We start from the raw sequence: 20,698 nt of genomic DNA on the forward strand, positions 1-20,698 counted from the left end.
CCTTCAGCCCGCCATTCGCCGCGATCATTCGCCCCGGCCATTCAGGCGCCCCTTCAGGCAGGCGCCCCTCCAGAGGGTTTCCGGATGACCTTTCAGATGGCCCTCAGATGACCCGCAGGCGACCCTTCAGTTGCCCCCGCCCGCCTCACCTGCAGCTCTCAACTGCCGCTCTCAGCGGCCGGAGAGGAGACCGGAGGCCATCCCGATCACCACCGGCGCCACTCCCAGCGCGAGGAAGGCGGGGAGGAAACACAGGCCCACCGGCGCCGTGACGAGGACCGCCGCCCGCTGCGCCCGGGCCCCCGCCCGGCGCGCGCGGTCCGCACGGAGGGTCGACGCGAGCCGGGAGACGGGTTCCGCGGCGGGCGCACCCGTACGCGCGGAGCGCTCCAGGCATTCGGCCAGGGCGCGGGCTCCCGGTATCTCCGCCAACCTCCCCCACGCGGCGCCCGGTTCACCACCGAGCCGCAGCTCCGCCCCGGCCATCGCCAGCCGGTCGCCCACCGGGCCGCCCAGCGACTCCCCCACCGCCTCGGCGGCGTCCACCGGCCCGGCTCCGGCTGCCAGACAGGCGGCCAACAGGTCGGCGGCGAAGGGGAGCTGGCGCTCCGCCTCCCCGGGGTCCACCCCTGCGGCCGGCCGCCGCCGCGCGAGCCATCCGCGCACCGCGAACCCTGCCGCACAGCCGGCCGCCACGCCCGCGAGCCCGCCGATCAGCACCCAGGCCACCACCAGCGCTCCGGCCGGCCCTGCCCAGACCGCCGGGGCCGCCCGCATCCGTGGCCCGGGCGCCGGTCGCCTGCGCGCCGCCTCCACCCCGAGCAGGCGGGCGAGTCGGCGTCGGGCCGCCCGCGCCCTGATGCGGGCGGCCACCAGCGACCCCGCGCACAGCGCCGCCGCCGTGAGGCACAGGGCCGCCCCCAGCCTGTGGAGGGCGAAGCCGTCCATCACCGCTCCCCCACCCGTACGATCCGCCGGCACCAGAGCAGCCCCACCGTCTCGAGCACCGCGCCCGTGAGCAGGCAGCCCCACCCCACCGGCGTGTGCAGGAGCACCCGCAGCGGATCGGCCCCCAGCCCGGTTCCGATCAGCAGGCCGACTCCCGGGAGCAGGGCGAGCACCGCCGTCGTCGATCTCGCGCCCGTGAGCTGGGCGCGCAGTGATTCCTCCCGGTCCCGCTCGGCCCGCAGGGCCCCGTCCAGCCGGTCCAGTCCGGCGGCCAGCCCCGCGCCGCCGTCCACCGAGACCCGCCAGCAGGCGGCCATCGCCGCCAGGCCCTCCGCGCCGGGTTCCCGCGCCGCCTGCCGCAGTGCCGCCACCACGTCCCCGCCGAAGGCCGCAGCCGCGAGGACCCCGGCCTCCGCGGCTCCCGGCCCGCCGGGGCCCGCCACCGTCCGGCGCATCGCCTCGGTCAGTGCCCGGCCCGGCTGCGCCCCGGCGCGGAGCTCGCCGACCACCGCGCCGCACAGGGCCACCACCTCGGCGGCCCGCGCCGTCCGGGCCCGCTCCCGCTGCCGGGCCCGGAGCCCGCGGCGCACCAGCGGCACCGCCGCCGCCCCCACGAGCAGCGGGATCACCGACCCGCCCAGCAGCGCGAGCGCCAGCCCCGCCCCGAGGCAGGCCCACTCCGGGCCGCGCGCGGCCCGGACCCGGACTCCGGCCACCAGCCGCTCCCAGGGCGCCGGCCCCACCGGCTCCGGCGGCCCGGCCCCGGCCAGCACCGCCCTGGCCCGCCGGGACACCCCGTCGGCCCCGGCCAACGCCCAGGCCGCCGCCCCGGCGCAGAGGACCCCGGCGAACAGCGCCCGCGCCGCCACCGCCGCGGCGCTCACCGGGCACCTGCCAGCAGTGGGCGCAGCCGCTCCCAGCCCCGGTCCCGTACGAACCCCCTGGCGCCCCAGCGCAGCGCCGGTACGGTGACCACCAGCCCGGCGGAGTCCCGCTCCAGGACGTGCACCTCGGCGACCCGGCGCCGGCCGGCCCGGTCCCGCACCAGGTGGACTACCAGGGTCAGCGCGGCCGCCAACTGGCTGTGCAGGGCGGCCCGGTCGAGCCCGGCAGCAGTCCCGAGGGCCTCCAGCCGGGCCGGCACATGGGCGGCGGCATTCGCGTGGACGGTGCCGCAGCCGCCTTCGTGGCCCGTGTTGAGGGCGGCCAGCAGGTCGGCGACCTCGGCGCCGCGGACTTCGCCGACGACGAGGCGGTCGGGCCTCATCCGCAGCGCTTGGCGGACCAGGTCCGCGAGGGTGACCTGGCCGGCGCCCTCCTGGTTGGCCGGCCGCGTCTCCAGCCGCACCACGTGCGGATGGTCGGGCCGCAGCTCGGCCGAGTCCTCGGCGAGGACGATCCGCTCCCCGGGACCGACCAGCCCGAGCAGGGCGCTGAGCAGGGTGGTCTTGCCGGTGCCCGTGCCTCCCGAGACCAGGAAGGACAGCCGGGCCCGCACCATGTCCCGCAGCAGCCGCTGGCCGCCGGGCGGCAGTGTCCCGGCCGCGACCAGCTCCTCCAGCGTGAAGGCGCGCGGCCGGACCACCCGTAGGGACAGGCACGCCGATCCCACGGCCACCGGAGGCAGTACGGCGTGCAGCCGGGTGCCGTCGGGCATCCGGGCGTCGACCCAGGGCCGGGCGTCGTCGAGTCGGCGCCCGGCGACGGCGGCGAGCCGCTGGGCGAGCCTGCGCACGGCGGCCGCGTCGGCGAAGGTCACGCCGGTCAGCTCCAGCCCGCCGCCGCGGTCCACCCACACCCGGTCGGGGGCCGCGACGAGGACATCGGTGACCTCGGGGTCGGCGAGCAGGGGCTCCAGCGGGCCCGCGCCGACCAGTTCGGACCTCAGTTCCGCGGCGACGCCCAGCACTTCGGCGTCGCCGAGCAGCCGGCCCTGGGCGCGCAGGGCCGCCGCCACCCGCGCCGGGGTGGGATCCGCCCCGCTCTCGGCGAGCCGCTGGCGCACCGCGTCGAGGAGTACGGCGCTCATGCCGACACCCCCTGGGCGGAGCCGAGCGCGCGCTGCCAGAAGCCGTCGCAGAAGCGGGCCAGGGCGCCCCGACCGTGCGCCCCCGGGGGCTCGCCCTCGGCCACCCGGCCCGGGAGCCCCACCTCGACCGGCACCTCGCCGGCCAGAGGAACCCCCAGCAGGCCGGCGACGGCCTCCGCGTCGAGCCCGCCGGGCGCGGGGCCCCGTACGACCACGCGGACGTCCCGGGCCACCATCCGGACCCCGGCGGCCACCCGGCCGGCCGCGGCCACCGCGCGCAGCTCGCCCCGCACCACCATCAGCACCAGGTCCAGCTGTGCGAGCACCTCGGCGACGGCTTCGTCGACCCGGCGCGGCAGGTCGACCACGACGACCCCGCCCCGGCGCCGCGCGGCGGCCACCACCGAGCGCATCGCGGCGGGCGGCACCACCACACGGTCGCCGCGGTCCCAGCTGAGCACCCGCAGCGCGTGCAGCTCTGGCAGGGACTCCGCCAGTGCTCCGGCGCCGACGCGGCCGCGCGAGGCGGCGAAGTCGGGCCAGCGCAGTCCTTCGGCGGCTTCGCCTCCGAGGAGGACGTCCATCCCGCCGCCGAGGGGGTCGCCGTCGATGAGGATGGTCCGCTCCCCGGCGCGGGCGGCCCGCAGAGCCAGGGCGCAGGCGAGGGTGGAGGCTCCGGCTCCGCCGCTGCCCCCGATCACCCCGACCGTCAGGGCGGGCCTCCCGGCCCCCTCGACCACATCGGCGATCCGGTCGACGAGCAGGCCCTCGGCGTCGGGGAGGGTCAGCACCTCCTCGGCGCCGATCTCCACCGCCCGCTGCCATACGTGGGGGTCGTCCAGGTCCCGGCCGACGAGGAAGACCCCGGCCCGCCGGGGCGCGCCCCGCACCCGCCGGGCGGCATCGTCGCCGACGAGGACGAGCGGTGCCGTCTCCCAGCCGATGCCCGCGACGCCTCCGACGCTTCCGATGCCCCCGATGCCGACGGTGCCCGTGACCCCCTTGGCGCCCCCGTCCCTCCCGTCGCCACGCTCACGACCGGCTCCGCTTTGCTCGGGCACCGCATGGTGCACATGAGGCTCGGCACCCGCGGCGGCGCACAGCCGCAGCAGGTCGTCGAGCAGCAGGGGGTCCTCGGTGATGATCAGCGGCCGTCCACCGGCGGCCACGGGCCCGCCGGCCCCGGGATTCAGCCCGTCCCCGCCGTCCACCGCGAGATCCCGGACTTCACACGACTTCGATCCAGCCACGATCTCCGCCTCCTTCTCACCGCAAATCCAGCGCCGCGGACTTCGCGGCCGGAATCACCGTGCCGGGATCGGGAAAAGGAAGTGGATCTTGCTCTAAAACCGTGGACAGCCGCCCCATTGTGAATAACCCACTCACCCCTACAGGTGAGTTCCGGAGCGCGCCGGAACGACTACGCACCGTGACGAGTTCGGGAGGGTGAGGGCCTTCGACGCGCAGGCCCCTCGAAGACGAGGAGGCCTGAGGAATGATCACTTGGGGTCGAAAGCAGGGACGCGAACCGCGTCCGGACATGCGACGACCCCCGCCGGGGGGGAGAGCGGGGGTCGTCCCCACGGTCCGACTCGGGGGGGGAGGAGCCAGACCGGGTTAGCACGGTCGCGAACGATCCGTGACTTCCATGGTGTACCCGAGAGGCTTCTCAGGCAAACCCACGCGCCGCACTTTACGCCGAATGGTGGGCGCATATGCTCGGGTCGTGGAAAATCAGCCCTTGCCGCACTCCTTGCCTCGCACCGCAGCCTTCTTCGACCTGGACAAGACGGTCATTGCGAAGTCGAGCACTCTGACGTTCAGCAAGTCCTTCTACCAGGGCGGCCTGATCAACCGGAGGGCCGTGCTGCGCACGGCCTACACGCAGTTCATCTATCTGGCCGGCGGCGCCGACCACGACCAGATGGAGCGGATGCGGGAGTACCTGTCCGCCCTCTGCAAGGGGTGGAACGTGCAGCAGGTCCGGGAGATCGTCGCCGAGACCCTGCACGACCTCATCGACCCGCTGATCTACGACGAGGCCGCCTCCCTCATCGAGGCCCATCACACCGCGGGCCGCGACGTGGTGATCGTGTCCACGTCCGGCGCCGAAGTCGTCGAGCCCATCGGCGAGATGCTGGGCGCCGACCGGGTCGTCGCCACCCGCATGGTCGTGGGCGAGGACGGCTGCTTCACCGGCGAGATCGAGTACTACGCCTACGGCCCCACCAAGGCGGAGGCCGTACGGGAACTCGCGGAGTCCGAGGGGTACGACCTCGCGCGCTGCTACGCGTACAGCGACTCGGCCACCGACATCCCGATGCTGGAGGCGGTCGGGCACCCGCACGCGGTCAACCCCGACCGGGCACTGCGACGGGAAGCCGTGGCGCGCGAGTGGCCGGTGCTGGTGTTCAACCGGCCGGTGCGGCTCAAGCAGCGCCTGCCCGGACTGTCGATGCCCGCACGGCCGGCGCTGGTCGCCGCCGCAGCGGTGGGCGCGGCCGCGGCCACCGCCGGGCTGGTCTGGTACGCGAGCCGACGCCGCGCACTGGCGGCCGCCGCGACCCGCTGACCGGGGGTCGGACACCCGCTGACCTGCGAGGGCATCGGGTGTCCGATACATCCCGGTAGGCGCCGGAAAGCAAAGAAATGTGGCCAGGGGTTTCGCTCCACCCCGAAGCGGAGTACAAAGGAGTCAAGGCCCGCGAGACCAAAGAACATCCGAGAGGATCATCTTTAAAACGCAGTATGGCCCACGGACCGAAAAGCATGAACGCCGAGCACCCACGCGACGTCGACCCGTCGATTACGGGCCAGCCGCACCAGGTGACGGGCAAAGCTCCCGACCTGATGGGCAATCATCGAGGACGCTTGGTAACTGGGCGTAAGTGCCAGCGGCGACACCAGAGCAATACGGTGTCGCCGCAACCCATGTCCGGGCCCGACCGGTTCGCCCGGGAGCCTCAGGCCGCGCCGCGCTGGAGCGCCTCGCAGACCGCCGTCGACTCCCGGACCCCGAGTTCGATCGCGCGGCCGCAGTGCGCGATCCACGCCGACATCCCCTCCGCGGTGCCGGAGACGTAGCCCTTGAAGGCCTCCAGGTAGGCCTCCCAGCCCTGTTCCGCGTGGCCGACCTCCGCGGGGCAGATCGCCTTCGGGTCCAGACCGCTGTTGATCAGCACGATCCGCTCCGCGGTCCGCGCCACCAGGCCGTTGTACGAACCGAACGGACGCAGCGCCAGCAGCTCGCCGTGCACCACGGCCGCCGTGATCAGCGCCGGGGCGGAGCCGCCCGCGATGATCAGGCGGGAGAGCCCGTCCAGCCGGCCCGCCACCTCCCGCGCGTCGGGCAGGGGCAGATCGATCAGCGGCTCGTCCACCGGCTCACCGGCCAGCCGGGGCCGGCCGACCACGTCGCCGTCGGCCGTGGAGCCGCAGGCCACCAGGTGGAGCCGCGCCAGGACCCGTAGCGGCGACTGGCGCCAGATGCTCAGCAGCTGGCCCGCCTCCGCCGTCAGGCGCAGGGCCGCGCCCACCGTGCGCGCCTCCGGCTCCGAGCCGAAGTCGGACCGGCGGCGGACCTCCTCCAGCGCCCAGTCGGCCCCGGACAGCGCCGCGCTGCCGCGGGCCCCGCGCAGGGCGGCCTCCGAGGTGACCGCCCCGGCGCGGCGGCGCATGACGCGGTGGCCGTAGACCCGGTCCACGGCCTTGCGTACGGAATCCACGGACTCGGCGACGCCCGGCAGACCGGCCAGCGGGGCGAGCGGATCGGCGGCGGCGGCTCCAGAAGAGGCCGGGGCGGCGGAAGCAGAGGCGCTACTCATAAGTAAGGAGCCTACGCACTGCTCCCCCATAGCACCGACCCCTCCTTGGAGTGGTCTTCTTCACTCAGGCATACAACACAAAGCCACCGACCCACTACGCTTCGTGAACATGAAGATCGCTTTCGTGGGGAAGGGCGGCAGCGGCAAGACCACGCTGTCCTCCCTTTTCATCCGCCACCTCGCCTCCAATGAAGCCCGTGTCGTCGCGGTGGACGCCGACATCAACCAGCACCTGGGCGCCGCGCTCGGACTCAGCGAGGACGACGCGGCCTCGCTGCCCGCGCTGGGCGCGCACCTGCCCCTCATCAAGGACTACCTGCGCGGATCCAACCCGCGCATCGCCTCCGCCGACACGATGATCAAGACCACCCCGCCCGGCACCGGGTCCCGGCTGCTGCGCGTCGACGAGGACAACCCCGTCTACGACGCCTGCGCGCGCACCCTGACGCTGGACGGGGAGCCCGTGCGGCTGATGGCCACCGGCCCGTTCACCGAGTCCGATCTCGGGGTGGCCTGCTACCACTCCAAGGTCGGCGCGGTCGAGCTTTGCCTCAACCACCTCGCCGACGGCCCGGACGAGTACGTCGTGGTCGACATGACGGCCGGCTCCGACTCCTTCGCCTCCGGCATGTTCACCCGCTTCGACGTGACCTTCCTGGTCGCCGAACCGACCCGCAAGGGCGTCTCCGTCTACCGCCAGTACAAGGAGTACGCGCGGGACTTCGGGATCACGCTCAAGGTCGTCGGCAACAAGGTGCAGGGCCCGGAGGACATCGAGTTCCTCCAGGACGAGGCCGGCGAGGACCTGCTGGTCACCGTCGGACAGTCGGACTGGGTGCGGGCGATGGAGAAGGGCCGCCCGGCCGCCTTCGAGCTGCTGGAGGCCACCAACCGGCTGGCCCTGCAGGCGCTGCAGGACGCCGCGGACGACTCGTACGCGCACCGCGACTGGGAGCGGTACACCGAGCAGATGGTCCACTTCCACCTGCGCAACGCCGAGAGCTGGGGCAACGCGAAGACCGGGGTCGACCTGGCGGAGCAGGTAGACCCCGGTTTCGTCCTACGGGAGCTGCTCACTCCTCGTTCTGACTCGCTTCTGCCGGCTCCGCAGCCGGCTTGACCCCGGCGGGGGCGGCCGGCTTGGCCGGCGGCCCCGCCGTCAGGAACTTGTTCCAGCCCTCCTTCGGCGTCTCGCCGACGTCGAGGGTGCGCATCCACTCCAGGGCCTTCGGGTCCTGGGCGTCCAGCCAGTCCACGAGCTCGCGGAAGGGCACGCAGCGGACGTCCTTCTGCGTGCACATGGTCTTGATGGAGTCCTCGACGGCGCGCATGTAGGTGCCGCCGTTCCAGGATTCGAAGTGGTTGCCGATGATCAGCGGCGCGCGGTTGCCCTGGTAGGTCCGCTCGAAGGCCTTGGCCAGTCCGTCGCGCATCTGCTCACCCCAGTACGCATGCTGGGAGGGGTCGCCCTGCGTGGTCGTACCGGACTGGTTGACCAGGTAGTTGTAGTCCATGCTGAGCGTCTCGAAGGCGCGGCCCGGCATGGGGACCAGCTGGAGCGGGATGTCCCACAGGCCGTCCGTCTTCTTCGGCCAGATCTGCTTGCTGATGCCGCTGGAGTCGTAGCGGAAGCCGCCCATCTCCTTGGCCGCCAGCATGAAGTTCTTCTGGCCTTCGAGGCAGGGGGTGCGGGCCCCGATCATCTCCTTCTCGTAGTCGAACGGGAGCGGCTCCATCCCCGCCAGCGCCGGCGAGTTCGTCTTCCAGTTCTTGACGAACGACTTCGCCTGGTTGATCTCGCTCTTCCACTCCCCCACCGACCAGGTCCCGACGCCACCCTCGGGTCCGCAGAAGTGGCCGTTGAAGTGGGTGCCGATCTCGTTGCCCTCCAGCCAGGCCCCGCGCACCTGCTCGGCGGTGTCCTTGATGCCCTGGGGGTCGCCGAAGCCGATGTCGGAGCGGCCCGAGGAGTGCTGGGGAGCGGTGTAGAGGGAACGCTTCTCCTCCGGGAGCATGTACACGCCGCTGAGGAAGTACGTCATACGGGCGTTGTACTTCTTGCCCACCTCACGGAAATGCGAGAAGAGCTTCTGGCTGTCCTCTCCCGCCCCGTCCCACGAATACACCACGAACTGGGGCGGCTTTTCGCCCGGCTTCAGCTTCTCCGCCTTCCGTACGTTCGGCTGCAGCCCCGTGTACGCGGTCGAGCCGTCCCCGATGAGCCGCTTGACGCTGCCGGGAGCCGGGCCTTCCGGCGCGGGCGCGCCTTTCTTGGCCGCCTGACCTCCGGGGGCCGGACGGCCGGCGGGCTCCGAGGTGCTGCACCCGGCCACTCCCAGGACCAGCGCCGTGGCCATCAGGCCACCGGCGATCCTCTTCCCGGCGGCCTTCTTCGTGGCGGGCCTCTTCGTGGTGGCAGTCATCCGCCGCACCTCTTCCCTCGCAGTTCCATCGCAGGACTTCCGCGCCGCAACGTCCCATGCGGTCCGTTTTAAGGAAGGTGTGACAAGCCGGACTAAATGCCTAATCACTCGTGAGCGCTAATTCCTAGGCCGTTTGCCCGCATTGCCCCCCACCGGGCTTTACTCTCCATTACCGTTCATTTACCGAGTGTTGAGAATCCCGCCGCTTCACCCCTCCCCCGAGGAGACGGGACCTATGACAGCCATCCCTTCCCCCCCTTCCCCTCCCTCCGCCAAAGGCCTCCCGACCGGGAGCAGGGCCGGCCTCCATGCCGACCTCTCCGCCTCCGTCGCCGTCTTCCTGATCGCCCTGCCGCTCTCGCTCGGCATCGCCCTGGCCACCGGCGCCCCGCTCCAGGCGGGGCTCGTCGCCGCGGCGGCCGGCGGGATCGTGGCCGCACGGCTCGGCGGGACGCCGCTCCAGGTGAGCGGCCCCGCGACCGGACTCACCGTCGTCACCGCCGAGTTGATCCAGCACTACGGCTGGCGCACCACCTGTGCCATCACGGTGCTCGCCGGGCTGTGCCAGCTCGGCCTGGCCGCGCTGCGGACCGCCCGGTCCGCGCTGATGGTCAGCCCGGCGATCGTCCACGGGATGCTCGCCGGTGTCGGCGTGACGATCGCGCTGGCACAGCTGCACATCGTGCTCGGCGGCACCCCGCAGAGCTCCGCCCTGGCCAACGTCCGCGGACTGCCGGACCAGTTGGCCGATCTGCATCCCGCCGCGCTCGGCGTCAGCGTGCTCACCCTGGCCGTCCTGCTCTGCTGGCCGCGACTGCCGGGCCGCACCGGGCGGAACCTGCGCAAGGTGCCCGCCGCGCTGGCCGCCGTCGCCGTCGCCACGGCCTGCGCCGCCCTCGCCGGGCTCAGCCTGCCCCGGGTGGACCTGCCGTCCTGGCGCAGTCACGCGCTGCCCGAACTGCCCGAGGGCCCGGTCCTCGGCATCATCGCCGCCGTCCTGACCATCACCCTGGTCGGCAGTGTGGAATCCCTGCTCTCGGCCGTGGCCACCGACAAGCTGATCGCCTCCCAGCGGGGCACCGGACAGCGTCCCGCACGGGCCGACCTCAACCGCGAACTGCGCGGCCAGGGCGCCGCGAACATCGTCTCCGGGGCACTGGGCGGACTGCCCGTCGCGGGCGGCGCCGTCCGCAGCATGGCCAATGTCAAGGCCGGTGCCACCAGCCGCCGTTCGTCCATGCTGCACGGGCTGTGGATCCTGCTCGCCGCCGGGCTGCTCGTCCCCGCCCTCGACCTGATCCCGCTCGCCGCACTGGCCGCGCTGGTGATGGCGGTGGGCGTGCAGATGGTGAGTGCCACGCACCTGCGCACCGTCACCCGGCACCGCGAGATCCTCGTCTACGCCACCACCATCGTGGCCGTGGTGCTCGGCGGGGTCCTGGAGGGCGTCGCCATCGGCATCGCGATGGCCGTCGCCCTGGCCCTGCACCGCCTGGCCCGGACCCGGATCACCGTCGAGCAGCTCGACAGCGGGGTCCACCGGGTGTGGGCCCGAGGGCAGTTGACCTTCCTGGCGGTGCCGCGGCTGAGCCGGGTGCTGAACCAGATCCCGCACCACGGGCACGCCGTGATCGAGCTGGACGGCTCGTTCATGGACCACGCCGCCTACGAGACCCTCCAGGACTGGCAGGACTCCCACCTGGCCCACGGGGGCACGCTGGAGGTCACCGGCCGGTCGGGAGCCAGGATCGCCGAAGCGGAGCAGGCCCAGCGGGCCGAGCGCGCCGAGCGGGGCGCCCAGCGCGGCGCGCAGCGCGGGGACCACCAGTGCTGCCGGCCCTGGACCCCGTGGCAGAACCACTGCGACCACCGCGGCACGGTGGCCCGTACGGACGCCGCGGCCGCGGGGAGCCCGGCGGCGGCCGAGAGCCCGGCCGAACCTCCCGCCCCGGCCCCGGAGCCCACCGCGCCGGCCGGGCCGCGCGGACGCGGCGCCGGTCAACTGGCCAACGGGATCAGCGCCTTCCAGCGGGACACGGCTCCGCACGTGCGCGAGGAGCTGGCCCGGCTGGCCCGGGAGGGGCAGCGGCCCTCGCAGCTCTTCCTCACCTGCGCGGACTCCCGCCTGGTGACCAGCATGATCACGGCCAGCGGCCCCGGGGACCTGTTCACGGTCCGCAACGTCGGCAACCTCGTCCCCCTCCCGGGGGCCGAGTCCACGGACGACTCGGTCGCGGCGGCCATCGAGTACGCCGTGGACGTCCTGCAGGTGGACAGCATCACCGTGTGCGGGCATTCGGGGTGCGGGGCCATGCAGGCCCTGCTGAACTCCGCGCCCGGGGTCCCCATGACCCCGCTGCGCCGGTGGCTGCGGCACGGGCTGCCGAGCCTGGAGCGGATGGCCAGCCGCCATCACGCCTGGGCGCGGATCTCCGGGAGGCTGCCGGCGGACGCCGTGGAGCAGCTCTGCCTGACCAATGTGGTGCAGCAGCTGGAGCACCTGAAGGCCCACGAATCGGTGGCCCGACGGCTCGCCGAGGGCACGCTGGAGCTGCACGGGATGTACTTCCACGTCGGCGAGGCGCAGGCCTACCTGCTGTCGGAGGGGCAGGACTTCTTCGACTGCCGGGTCTTCGACACCGTGGGCGCGGGCGCGCTGCGCGGCTGAACGGCCAAACGGCTGAACGGGTGGCACCCCGTCCGCGGGAGCTTCCGCCGAACCGCCCGCGGGACCTTCCGTCGGATCCTCGGCGGGATCTTTGAACCGATACCCTCCCGTATCCGTGCCACTCGGTGGCCCCCTTCCGCACCCTGGTGCGGAAGGGGGCCACTCGCGCGTGGGCCCGGCCGGGTAATAGGTCTACACCAATTCCCGGCAGCCTCTTGTCACCCGGGCCATTGACTGATGAGCTAGGCCCGGGACACAACCGGGGACACAACGGACACCCTGGGAAAGGGAGATGCGTCGTGAGCAATGAAAGCCTGGCCAATCTGCTCAAGGAGGAGCGGCGGTTCGCACCGCCTGCCGATCTGGCCGCCGCCGCCAACGTGACCGAGGCTGCGTACGCACAGGCCGACGCGGACCGGCTGGGCTTCTGGGCCGAGCAGGCGCGTCGCCTGAGCTGGGACACCGAGCCGACCGAGACCCTCGACTGGAGCAACCCGCCCTTCGCGAAGTGGTTCGCGGACGGCAAGCTCAACGTCGCCTACAACTGCGTGGACCGCCACGTCGAGGCCGGCAACGGCGACCGCGTCGCCATCCACTTCGAGGGCGAGCCCGGCGACAGCCGCTCGATCACCTACGCCGAGCTCAAGGACGAGGTCTCCAAGGCCGCGAACGCCCTGACCGAGCTGGGCGTGCAGGCGGGCGACCGGGTCGCGGTCTACCTGCCGATGATCCCCGAGGCCGTCGTCGCGATGCTCGCGTGCGCCCGCGTCGGCGCCGCGCACTCCGTGGTCTTCGGCGGTTTCTCCGCCGACGCCGTCGCCTCCCGCATCCAGGACGCCGACGCGAAGCTGGTCATCACCTCCGACGGCGGCTACCGCCGGGGCAAGCCCTCCGCGCTGAAGCCCGCCATCGACGAGGCCGTCGCCAAGTGCCCGCAGGTCGAGCACGTCCTCGTGGTGCGCCGCACGGGCCAGGACACCGCCTTCACCGAGGGCCGGGACGTCTGGTGGCACGAGATCGTCGAGCGCCAGTCCGCCGAGCACGCGCCGCAGGCCTTCGACGCCGAGCACCCGCTCTTCATCCTGTACACCTCGGGGACCACGGGTAAGCCCAAGGGCATCCTGCACACCTCCGGCGGCTACCTCACGCAGGCCTCGTACACCCACCACGCCGTCTTCGACCTCAAGCCGGAGTCGGACGTCTACTGGTGCACCGCCGACATCGGCTGGGTCACCGGGCACTCCTACATCGTCTACGGGCCGCTCGCCAACGGCGCCACCCAGGTCATGTACGAGGGCACGCCCGACACCCCGCACCAGGGCCGGTTCTGGGAGGTCGTGCAGAAGTACGGCGTCACCATCCTCTACACCGCGCCCACCGCGATCCGTACGTTCATGAAGTGGGGCGACGACATCCCCGCGAAGTTCGACCTCTCCAGCCTGCGCGTGCTGGGCTCGGTCGGTGAGCCGATCAACCCCGAGGCCTGGATCTGGTACCGCAAGCACATCGGCGGCGACCGCTGCCCGATCGTGGACACGTGGTGGCAGACCGAGACCGGCGCGATGATGATCTCCCCGCTGCCGGGCGTCACCGCCACCAAGCCCGGCTCCGCGCAGCGCGCGCTGCCCGGCATCGCCGCCACCGTCGTGGACGACGAGGCGAACGAGGTCCCGAACGGCGGAGGCGGCTACCTGGTCCTCACCGAGCCGTGGCCCTCCATGCTCCGCACCATCTGGGGCGACGACCAGCGTTACATCGACACCTACTGGTCGCGCTTCGAGGGCAAGTACTTCGCGGGCGACGGCGCCAAGAAGGACGAGGACGGCGACATCTGGCTCCTCGGCCGGGTGGACGACGTGATGCTGGTGTCCGGTCACAACATCTCGACCACCGAGGTCGAGTCGGCGCTCGTCTCGCACCCCTCGGTCGCCGAGGCGGCGGTCGTGGGCGCGGCCGACGAGACCACCGGCCAGGCCATCGTGGCCTTCGTCATCCTGCGCGGCAGCGCCTCCGAGACGGACACGCTGGTCGCGGAGCTCCGCAACCACGTGGGTGCCACCCTCGGACCGATCGCCAAGCCGAAGCGGATCCTGCCCGTGCAGGAGCTGCCGAAGACCCGCTCGGGCAAGATCATGCGCCGCCTGCTGCGCGACGTGGCCGAGAACCGCGCGGTCGGTGACGTCACCACGCTCGCGGACTCCTCCGTCATGGATCTGATCCAGAGCAAGCTGCCGGCCGCCGGCAGCGAGGACTGACACAGGGTCCGGCGACAGCCGTACGACACGACGAAAGGGGCATCCGGCGCGGCGCGCCGGATGCCCCTTTCGCACATAAAGTGACGATCACCGGATACACCCACGCGTACACCCTGTAAAGTATTAGATGGTTAAAGAATTACTCCACAGGGTGCGCCGGGAAGTCTGGTCGGCAACGCGTTTCGTCATGCCGTCCAACCCACCCCGGAGGTGCCCCCCGTGGCCGCGCCCAGCCCCACCGACCACCAGAGCCGCAAGCTCCTCGGCCGCCTCTCGCTGCCGGAGCGCCGCTTCGTGGCCGACGCCCTGCGCGCCGAGACGGTCGGCGGCGTCCTCCTCCTCGTGGCCGCGATCGCCGCACTCATCTGGGCGAACGTGCCCGCCATCGCGGCGAGCTACGACAGCGTCCGCTCCTTCCACATCGGCCCCGCCGCCCTCGGCCTGGACCTCTCGCTCCAGCACTGGGCGGCCGACGGCCTGCTCGCCATCTTCTTCTTCGTCGCCGGCATCGAGCTCAAGCGCGAACTCGTCGCCGGCGACCTGCGCGACGCCAAGGCCGCCGCGCTCCCGGTGATCGCCGCGATCTGCGGCATGGCCGTACCCGCGCTGGTCTACGTACTGACCAACGTGCTCGGCAACGGCTCGACGGACGGCTGGGCGGTCCCGACCGCCACCGACATCGCCTTCGCCCTGGCCGTCCTCGCCGTCATCGGCACCTCGCTGCCGTCCGCCCTGCGCGCGTTCCTGCTGACCCTGGCCGTCGTCGACGACTTGTTCGCCATCATGATCATCGCGGTGTTCTTCACCAGCGAGATCAACTTCCTGGCGCTCGGCGGGGCGGTCGTCGGCCTGGTCCTCTTCTGGTTCCTGCTCCGCCTGAACGTGCGCGGCTGGTACGTCTACGTCCCGCTCGCCCTGGTCATCTGGGGCCTGATGTACAACAGCGGCGTCCACGCCACCATCGCCGGTGTCGCCATGGGCCTGATGCTGCGCTGCGACCGCAAGGAGGGCGAGGAGCACTCCCCCGGCGAGCACATCGAGCACCTGGTCCGGCCGGTCTCCGCCGGTCTGGCCGTCCCGCTCTTCGCCCTCTTCTCCGCCGGCGTCTCCCTGTCCGACGAGGCCATCGGCCAGGTCTTCACCCGGCCCGAGACCCTCGGCGTGGTGCTCGGTCTCGTCGTCGGAAAGACGCTCGGCATCTTCGGCGGCACCTGGCTCGCCGCCCGCTTCACCAAGGCCGAGCTCAACGACGACCTCGCCTGGCCGGACGTCTTCGCGGTCGCCTCGCTCGCCGGCATCGGCTTCACCGTCTCGCTCCTGATCGGCGAGCTCGCCTTCACTGACGACCCCGTCCTCACGGACGAGATCAAGGCCGCCGTCCTGATCGGTTCGCTGATCGCCGCGGTCTTCGCGTGCGTCCTGCTGAAGATGCGCAACCGGAAGTACCGGGCGCTCATCGAGGAGGAGGAGCGCGACGAGGACTTCGACGGCATCCCCGACATCTACGAGCAGGACAAGCCGGACTACCACCTGCGGATGGCGAAGATCTACGAGGCCAAGGCCGCCGAGCACCTGCGCCGGGCCGAAGAGGCCACGGCCGAAGCCCCGGGCGGGTCCAGCGCCGACGGCGGCCGTCCGGCATGATCTGACCTGACGACAGGACAGCCGTCGCAGTCGGATGACGGACGACAGAGGGAGAGAGCGATGAGCGCAGTGGACCAAGGGGCCCCAGGAGCCGAGCGCACACTCGGCCAGCTGGTCGCCTCGGCCACCGCCGAGATGTCCGCCCTGGTGCACGACGAGATCGCCCTCGCCAAGGTGGAGATCAAGCAGGACGTCAAGCGCGCGGGCATCGGCAGCGGCGCCGCCATCGTCGCCGGCGTGCTTCTCCTCTTCTCGCTGCCGGTGCTGAGCTTCGCGGCGGCCTACGGGATCCACAACCTCGGACTCGGGCTCGCCTGGGCCTTCCTGATCGTCGGTGTGGCGTTCTGGCTGCTCGCGGGCGTGATCGGACTGATCGCCATGGCGAAGTTCAAGAAGATCAAGCCGCCGGTGAAGACCATCGCCTCGGTCAAGGAGACGGCGGCCCTCGTCGGCACCGTCAAGCCCCACGCCCGGTCGGTCAGTGACAACGCCGTGGGTGTGGCACGCTCGTCTTCATGACCTCCCCCTCGTCGGATTCCGGCACGTCCGGTACGCCCCCCACCGCGGCCACGGCGGTCCGGATCCCCCTCCCCGGCGGGCGGGAAGTGACGCACCGGGACGTCGCGGCCAACGGGGCGCGGTTCCACGTCGCCGAGCTGGGTGACGGACCGCTGGTGCTACTCCTGCACGGGTTCCCGCAGTTCTGGTGGACGTGGCGGCACCAGATGACCGCGCTGGCCGACGCGGGCTACCGGGCGGTCGCGATGGACCTGCGCGGGGTGGGCGGCAGCGACCGCACCCCCCGCGGCTACGACCCCGCCAACCTGGCACTCGACATCACCGGGGTCGTACGGTCCCTCGGCGAGCCCGACGCCGCCCTCGTGGGGCACGACCTGGGCGGCTACCTCGCCTGGACGGCGGCGGTGATGCGGCCGAAGCTGGTGCGCCGGCTCGTGGTGTCCTCGATGCCGCATCCGCGCCGCTGGCGGTCCGCGATGCTGTCCGACTTCGGGCAGACCCGCGCCAGCTCGCACATCTGGGGCTTCCAGCGGCCGTTCGTGCCCGAGCGTCAGCTCGTCGCCGACGACGGGGCGCTCGTCGGCGAACTGATCCGGGACTGGTCGGGTCCGCGGCTCCCCGAGGAGGAGGACGTCGCGGTGTACCGGCGCGCGATGTGCATCCCCTCGACGGCGCACTGCTCGGTCGAGCCGTACCGCTGGATGATGCGGTCCATGGCCCGGCCCGACGGCCTGCAGTTCAACCGGCGCATGAAGCGGCCGGTGCGGGTACCGACGCTGCATCTGCACGGCTCGCTCGATCCGGTGATGCGGACGCGGAGCGCGGCGGGGTCGGGGGAGTACGTCGAAGCCCCGTACCGCTGGCGGCTCTTCGACGGGCTCGGGCACTTCCCGCACGAGGAGGACCCGGCGGCGTTCTCGGCGGAGCTGGTCAACTGGCTGAAGGATCCCGAGCCGGACCGCTGAGCCGGTGCCCACTACCCGTCAGTCGCTTATATGACAAGCATTCAATTGCCTGGCGCATAGGCCAATTAGCCGTCCCCAACGCGATTACGGACCTTGGGCCCCGGGCACAGCTCGGAGTATGGGCTGGACGCACGACTACGGTGACACCGCACACGAACGCCGCTCGACGGTCACGCCGGGCACGCACAGGGGGCAGGGCCGCGCAGGCCACGACGACCCCCGACTCGGGATTCCGCGCATCCTGCGCCGGCGGGCCCGCTGGGTCTCCGCCCGGCTCAGGCACCAGCGTACGTAGACACAGGGCCCGGGAAGCCGACAGGGCCCACCGGGCCCGGGACGGCGCTACGGGAGCCCCTCAAGGCTCCCGTAGGGCTCAGAGGGCGCAACCCTGGCTGTTGACCCGCCGGTCCGCCGTCGCACCGGACCGGATGTCCTCGCGGATCTCGTCCGCGGTCAGGGCGTAACCGGTGTTGGGGTCGTCGAGGGACTTCGCGAAGACGACCCCGTACACCTTGCCCTCGGGCGTCAGCAGCGGGCCGCCGGAGTTGCCCTGGCGGACCGTCGCGTACAGGGAGTAGACGTCCCGTCGCACGGTTCCCCGGTGGTAGATGTCCGGGCCGGTCGCGTTGATCCGGCCGCGCACGCGCGCCGCGCGGACATCGTACGAGCCGTTCTCCGGGAAGCCCGCCACGATGGCGTCGCTGCCGCTCGCCGCGTCCTTGTCGGTGAACTCCAGCGCGGGCGCCTTCAGCCTGGGCACGTCCAGGACGGCGATGTCGCGCTCCCAGTCGTAGAGCACGACCTTGCCGTCGTAGAGCTTGCCCTCGCCGCCGACCTGCACGGTCGGTTCGCCGACCCCGCCGACGACGTGCGCGTTGGTCATCACCTTGCCCGGCGCGAAGACGAAGCCGGTGCCCTCCAGGACCTTGCTGCACGCGGGCGCCGTGCCGACGACCTTCACGATCGACTGCTTGGCGTACTCGGCCACGGTGCTGCGCGCGAGCAGCGGGTCCGGCGGCTTGACCTCGGTGATCGGCTCGTTGGAGAAGGGGCTGAAGACCTGCGGGAAGCCGTTGCGGGCCAGCGTGGAACTGAAGTCCGTGAACCAGGTGTTCGCCTGCGCGGGAAGGACCCGCGAGACACCGAAGAGCACCTTGGAGTTGCGGACCTCCTTGCCCAGCGTGGGAATGGACGTGCCGGCGACCATGGAGCCGATCAGCCAGGCCACCAGCAGCATCGCGACCACGTTCACCAGGGCGCCGCCCGTCGCGTCCAGCGCGCGGGCCGGGGACCATGTGATGTGGCGCCGGAGCTTGTTGCCCAGGTGGGTGGTCAGCGCCTGGCCGATCGAGGCACAGATGATGATCACGACCACGGCGATGATGACGACCGTGGTGGACACCTTGGTGCCGTTGTCGGTGACCCGGTCCCAGATCAGGGGCAGCAGGGACACGGCGACGAGACCACCGCCGAGGAAGCCGATCACCGACAGGATGCCGACGACGAACCCCTGGCGGTAGCCGACGATCGCGAACCATACGGCGGCGAGCAGCAACAGGATGTCCAGCACGTTCACAGGGCTCACCGTCTCATGCGCGCCAGTCGAGCGGGACTTCCCGGGACCGGTCCCAGGGGCGCTCCCAGCCGGCGAAGTGCAGGATCCGGTCGATCACCCCGGCGGTGAAACCCCAGACCAGAGCCGATTCCACGGTGAAGGCCGGGCCCTGGAAGCCGCCGGGGTGCACGACGGTGACCCGGTGCCGGGGGTCCGTGAGATCGGCCACGGGCACGGTGAAGACGCGGGCGGTCTCGGCGGGGTCGACCACGCCCACCGGGCTGGGGGCGCGCCACCAGCCGAGCACCGGGGTCACGACGAACTCGCTGACCGGGATGTAGAGCGGGGGCAGCACACCGAAGAGCTGGACCCCGGCCGGATCCAGGCCGGTCTCCTCCTCGGCCTCGCGCAGGGCGGCCCGCAGCGGGCCGGTGGTGCGCGGGTCGCCGTCCTCGGGGTCGAGGGCGCCGCCGGGGAAGGAGGGCTGGCCGGGGTGCGAGCGCAGGGTGCCCGCGCGCTCCATCAGCAGCAGCTCGGGGCCGCGCGGGCCCTCGCCGAAGAGGATCAGTACGGCGGACTGGCGGCCGCGGCCGTCCTCCGGGGGCAGGAACCGGCTCAGCTGGGTCGGCCGGACCGTCCGGGCCGCCTCGACGACGGGGTCCAGCCAGCCGGGCAGGCCCTGGGTGCGGAGGTCGATGCTTCCGCGCCGGCCGCGCTGGTTGTCGTACGGCCCGTCGTACGGGGCCTCGTGCGCGGCGGCGCCCGCCCGGCGGTTCTGCGTGGCCTCTGTCATAGGCACCCCTGTCCGTGGTCCCCCACACATCGCCAAACGCGGTGCGGGTAGCGATTCGTTCCTTGCGGGTGCGGCGCCGTTGCGGGGGCTCCGCCCCCGAACCCCCGCGCCTCAGGCGTCCGCCGGGCCCGGCCGGGCCGGTGCCGGGAGGCCCGGGTAGTCCGGGGGCGGAGACAGGCGCTGGCCGGGCTGGCCGCCCTTCTCGTACTTCAGGAGCTTCGCCGCCTTCTCCGGATCGGTCTCGCCCTCCCCGTAGGCCGGGCAGAGCGGTGCGATCGGACAGGCCCCGCAGGCGGGCTTGCGGGAGTGGCAGATCCGGCGGCCGTGGAAGACGACGCGGTGCGAGAGCATCGTCCACTCGCTCTTCGGGAAGATCGCGCAGATCTCCGCCTCGACCTTCTCCGGGTCCTCCTGCTCGGTCCACTTCCAGCGCCGCACCAGCCGGCCGAAGTGGGTGTCGACCGTGATGCCGGGGACGCCGAAGGCATTGCCGAGGACCACGTTCGCCGTCTTGCGGCCCACCCCGGGGAGCGTGACCAGGTCCTCGATCCGGCCGGGCACCTCGCCGCCGAAGTTGTCGCGCAGCGCCTGCGAGAGGCCGAGCAGGGACTTGGACTTCGCCCGGAAGAACCCGGTCGGCCGGATGATCTCCTCCAGCGCCTCCGGATCGGCTCCCGCCATGTCCTCGGGGGTCGGGTACGCGGCGAAGAGGGCCGGGGTCGTCTGGTTCACGCGCAGGTCGGTGGTCTGCGCGGACAGGACGGTGGCGACCAGCAGCTCGAAGGGGTTGCGGAAGTCGAGCTCCGGGTGCGCGTACGGGTAGACCTCCGCCAGCTCGCGGTTGATCCTGCGCGCCCGCCGCACCATCGCCAGATGACTTTCCGGCTTCGTCCCGGCCTTCTTGACCTTGCTCTCTGCCATCCCCGAAGGCTACGCCGAGCGGCCCTTCGCCCGTGGCCGGACGTGACCTCCGCCCGGCAAGGGTTTCTTGGCCGAAGTTTTGCCCTGGAGCGGGGGTGACTGCTCCGGGAGGGCCCCCACCGGGGCGTGTTCGCCCACGGCTGAATTTACTGTG

16 protein-coding genes are annotated in these 20,698 nt (G+C 72.3%); 7 read left to right on the forward strand and 9 right to left on the reverse strand.

Annotated features, from left to right (window positions below; all coding sequences use genetic code 11):
* Nucleotides 1-171 precede the first annotated feature (171 nt).
* Genes ACFYYB_RS37200 through ssd form a run of 4 tightly spaced genes read right to left on the reverse strand, consistent with a single transcriptional unit; the run spans nucleotide 172 to nucleotide 4,170 of the window.
* Nucleotides 172-948, reverse strand: coding sequence for a type II secretion system F family protein (locus tag ACFYYB_RS37200; protein WP_389442088.1), 777 nt, complete (start codon nucleotides 946-948; stop codon nucleotides 172-174).
* Nucleotides 948-1,832: a type II secretion system F family protein gene (locus ACFYYB_RS37205; protein ID WP_389442091.1), complete on the reverse strand. Its 885-nt coding sequence runs from the start codon at nucleotides 1,830-1,832 to the stop codon at nucleotides 948-950. The genes ACFYYB_RS37200 and ACFYYB_RS37205 overlap by 1 nt, the downstream gene beginning before the upstream one ends.
* Nucleotides 1,829-2,977 (reverse strand): TadA family conjugal transfer-associated ATPase, encoded by a 1,149-nt coding sequence (locus tag ACFYYB_RS37210; RefSeq protein WP_327305358.1) that lies wholly within the window; start codon nucleotides 2,975-2,977, stop codon nucleotides 1,829-1,831. Before ACFYYB_RS37210 ends, ACFYYB_RS37205 begins: the two co-directional genes overlap by 4 nt.
* Nucleotides 2,974-4,170, reverse strand: coding sequence for a septum site-determining protein Ssd (gene ssd / locus ACFYYB_RS37215; RefSeq protein WP_389442356.1), 1,197 nt, complete (start codon nucleotides 4,168-4,170; stop codon nucleotides 2,974-2,976). The genes ACFYYB_RS37210 and ssd overlap by 4 nt, the downstream gene beginning before the upstream one ends.
* A gap of 509 nt (nucleotides 4,171-4,679) precedes the next feature.
* On the opposite strand from ssd, the gene ACFYYB_RS37220 reads away from it, so the two are divergent.
* Complete coding sequence (locus ACFYYB_RS37220; protein ID WP_389442094.1) at nucleotides 4,680-5,549, forward strand: HAD family hydrolase; 870 nt, start codon at nucleotides 4,680-4,682, stop codon at nucleotides 5,547-5,549.
* Nucleotides 5,550-5,940: 391 nt separating this feature from the next.
* Here ACFYYB_RS37220 and ACFYYB_RS37225 read toward each other — a convergent pair whose 3' ends face one another.
* Complete coding sequence (locus tag ACFYYB_RS37225) at nucleotides 5,941-6,801, reverse strand: oxidoreductase (protein ID WP_389442097.1); 861 nt, start codon at nucleotides 6,799-6,801, stop codon at nucleotides 5,941-5,943.
* 109 nt (nucleotides 6,802-6,910) lie between these two features.
* Here ACFYYB_RS37225 and ACFYYB_RS37230 point away from each other — a divergent pair, with 109 nt between their 5' ends.
* Entirely contained in the window at nucleotides 6,911-7,921 is a 1,011-nt protein-coding gene (locus ACFYYB_RS37230) for an ATP-binding protein (protein ID WP_389442099.1), read from the forward strand.
* Here the strand turns inward: ACFYYB_RS37230 and ACFYYB_RS37235 are convergent.
* Entirely contained in the window at nucleotides 7,875-9,224 is a 1,350-nt protein-coding gene (locus tag ACFYYB_RS37235) for a hypothetical protein (RefSeq protein ID WP_389442101.1), read from the reverse strand. The two genes, ACFYYB_RS37230 and ACFYYB_RS37235, sit on opposite strands and share 47 nt — an antisense overlap.
* A gap of 235 nt (nucleotides 9,225-9,459) precedes the next feature.
* On the opposite strand from ACFYYB_RS37235, the gene ACFYYB_RS37240 reads away from it, so the two are divergent.
* The 5 genes from ACFYYB_RS37240 to ACFYYB_RS37260 all read left to right on the forward strand — a co-directional run bounded on the left by ACFYYB_RS37240 (nucleotide 9,460) and on the right by ACFYYB_RS37260 (nucleotide 17,275).
* Complete coding sequence (locus ACFYYB_RS37240) at nucleotides 9,460-11,892, forward strand: SulP family inorganic anion transporter (protein WP_389442103.1); 2,433 nt, start codon at nucleotides 9,460-9,462, stop codon at nucleotides 11,890-11,892.
* A gap of 299 nt (nucleotides 11,893-12,191) precedes the next feature.
* Nucleotides 12,192-14,147 carry an acetate--CoA ligase gene (acs, locus tag ACFYYB_RS37245; protein ID WP_389442105.1) on the forward strand — a complete coding sequence of 652 codons (1,956 nt, stop codon included), beginning with the start codon at nucleotides 12,192-12,194 and terminating at the stop codon, nucleotides 14,145-14,147.
* Nucleotides 14,148-14,357: 210 nt separating this feature from the next.
* Nucleotides 14,358-15,791, forward strand: coding sequence for a Na+/H+ antiporter NhaA (nhaA, locus tag ACFYYB_RS37250; protein ID WP_389442108.1), 1,434 nt, complete (start codon nucleotides 14,358-14,360; stop codon nucleotides 15,789-15,791).
* A gap of 60 nt (nucleotides 15,792-15,851) precedes the next feature.
* Complete coding sequence (locus ACFYYB_RS37255) at nucleotides 15,852-16,310, forward strand: phage holin family protein (protein WP_327305366.1); 459 nt, start codon at nucleotides 15,852-15,854, stop codon at nucleotides 16,308-16,310.
* Nucleotides 16,307-17,275, forward strand: a complete 969-nt coding sequence (locus ACFYYB_RS37260; RefSeq protein WP_389442112.1) for an alpha/beta fold hydrolase — start codon at nucleotides 16,307-16,309, stop codon at nucleotides 17,273-17,275. Before ACFYYB_RS37255 ends, ACFYYB_RS37260 begins: the two co-directional genes overlap by 4 nt.
* 373 nt (nucleotides 17,276-17,648) lie before the next feature.
* Here the strand turns inward: ACFYYB_RS37260 and ACFYYB_RS37265 are convergent, their stop codons facing one another.
* From ACFYYB_RS37265 to nth, 3 genes are all read right to left on the reverse strand, one after another.
* On the reverse strand, nucleotides 17,649-18,851 hold the full coding sequence (locus tag ACFYYB_RS37265) for a MarP family serine protease (protein WP_389442358.1): 1,203 nt from the start codon (nucleotides 18,849-18,851) through the stop codon (nucleotides 17,649-17,651).
* A 13-nt stretch (nucleotides 18,852-18,864) separates the two neighbouring features.
* The gene (locus ACFYYB_RS37270; protein WP_389442114.1) at nucleotides 18,865-19,623 is read right to left on the reverse strand and encodes an NUDIX hydrolase; all 759 of its coding nucleotides are present in this window, start codon (nucleotides 19,621-19,623) and stop codon (nucleotides 18,865-18,867) included.
* Between the two features lie 111 nt (nucleotides 19,624-19,734).
* Nucleotides 19,735-20,544: an endonuclease III gene (gene nth / locus ACFYYB_RS37275; RefSeq protein WP_389442117.1), complete on the reverse strand. Its 810-nt coding sequence runs from the start codon at nucleotides 20,542-20,544 to the stop codon at nucleotides 19,735-19,737.
* Nucleotides 20,545-20,698 lie beyond the last annotated feature (154 nt).

The sequence above is a fragment of the Streptomyces sp. NPDC002886 genome (assembly GCF_042888445.1).
In the GTDB taxonomy this organism is placed as follows: domain Bacteria; phylum Actinomycetota; class Actinomycetes; order Streptomycetales; family Streptomycetaceae; genus Streptomyces.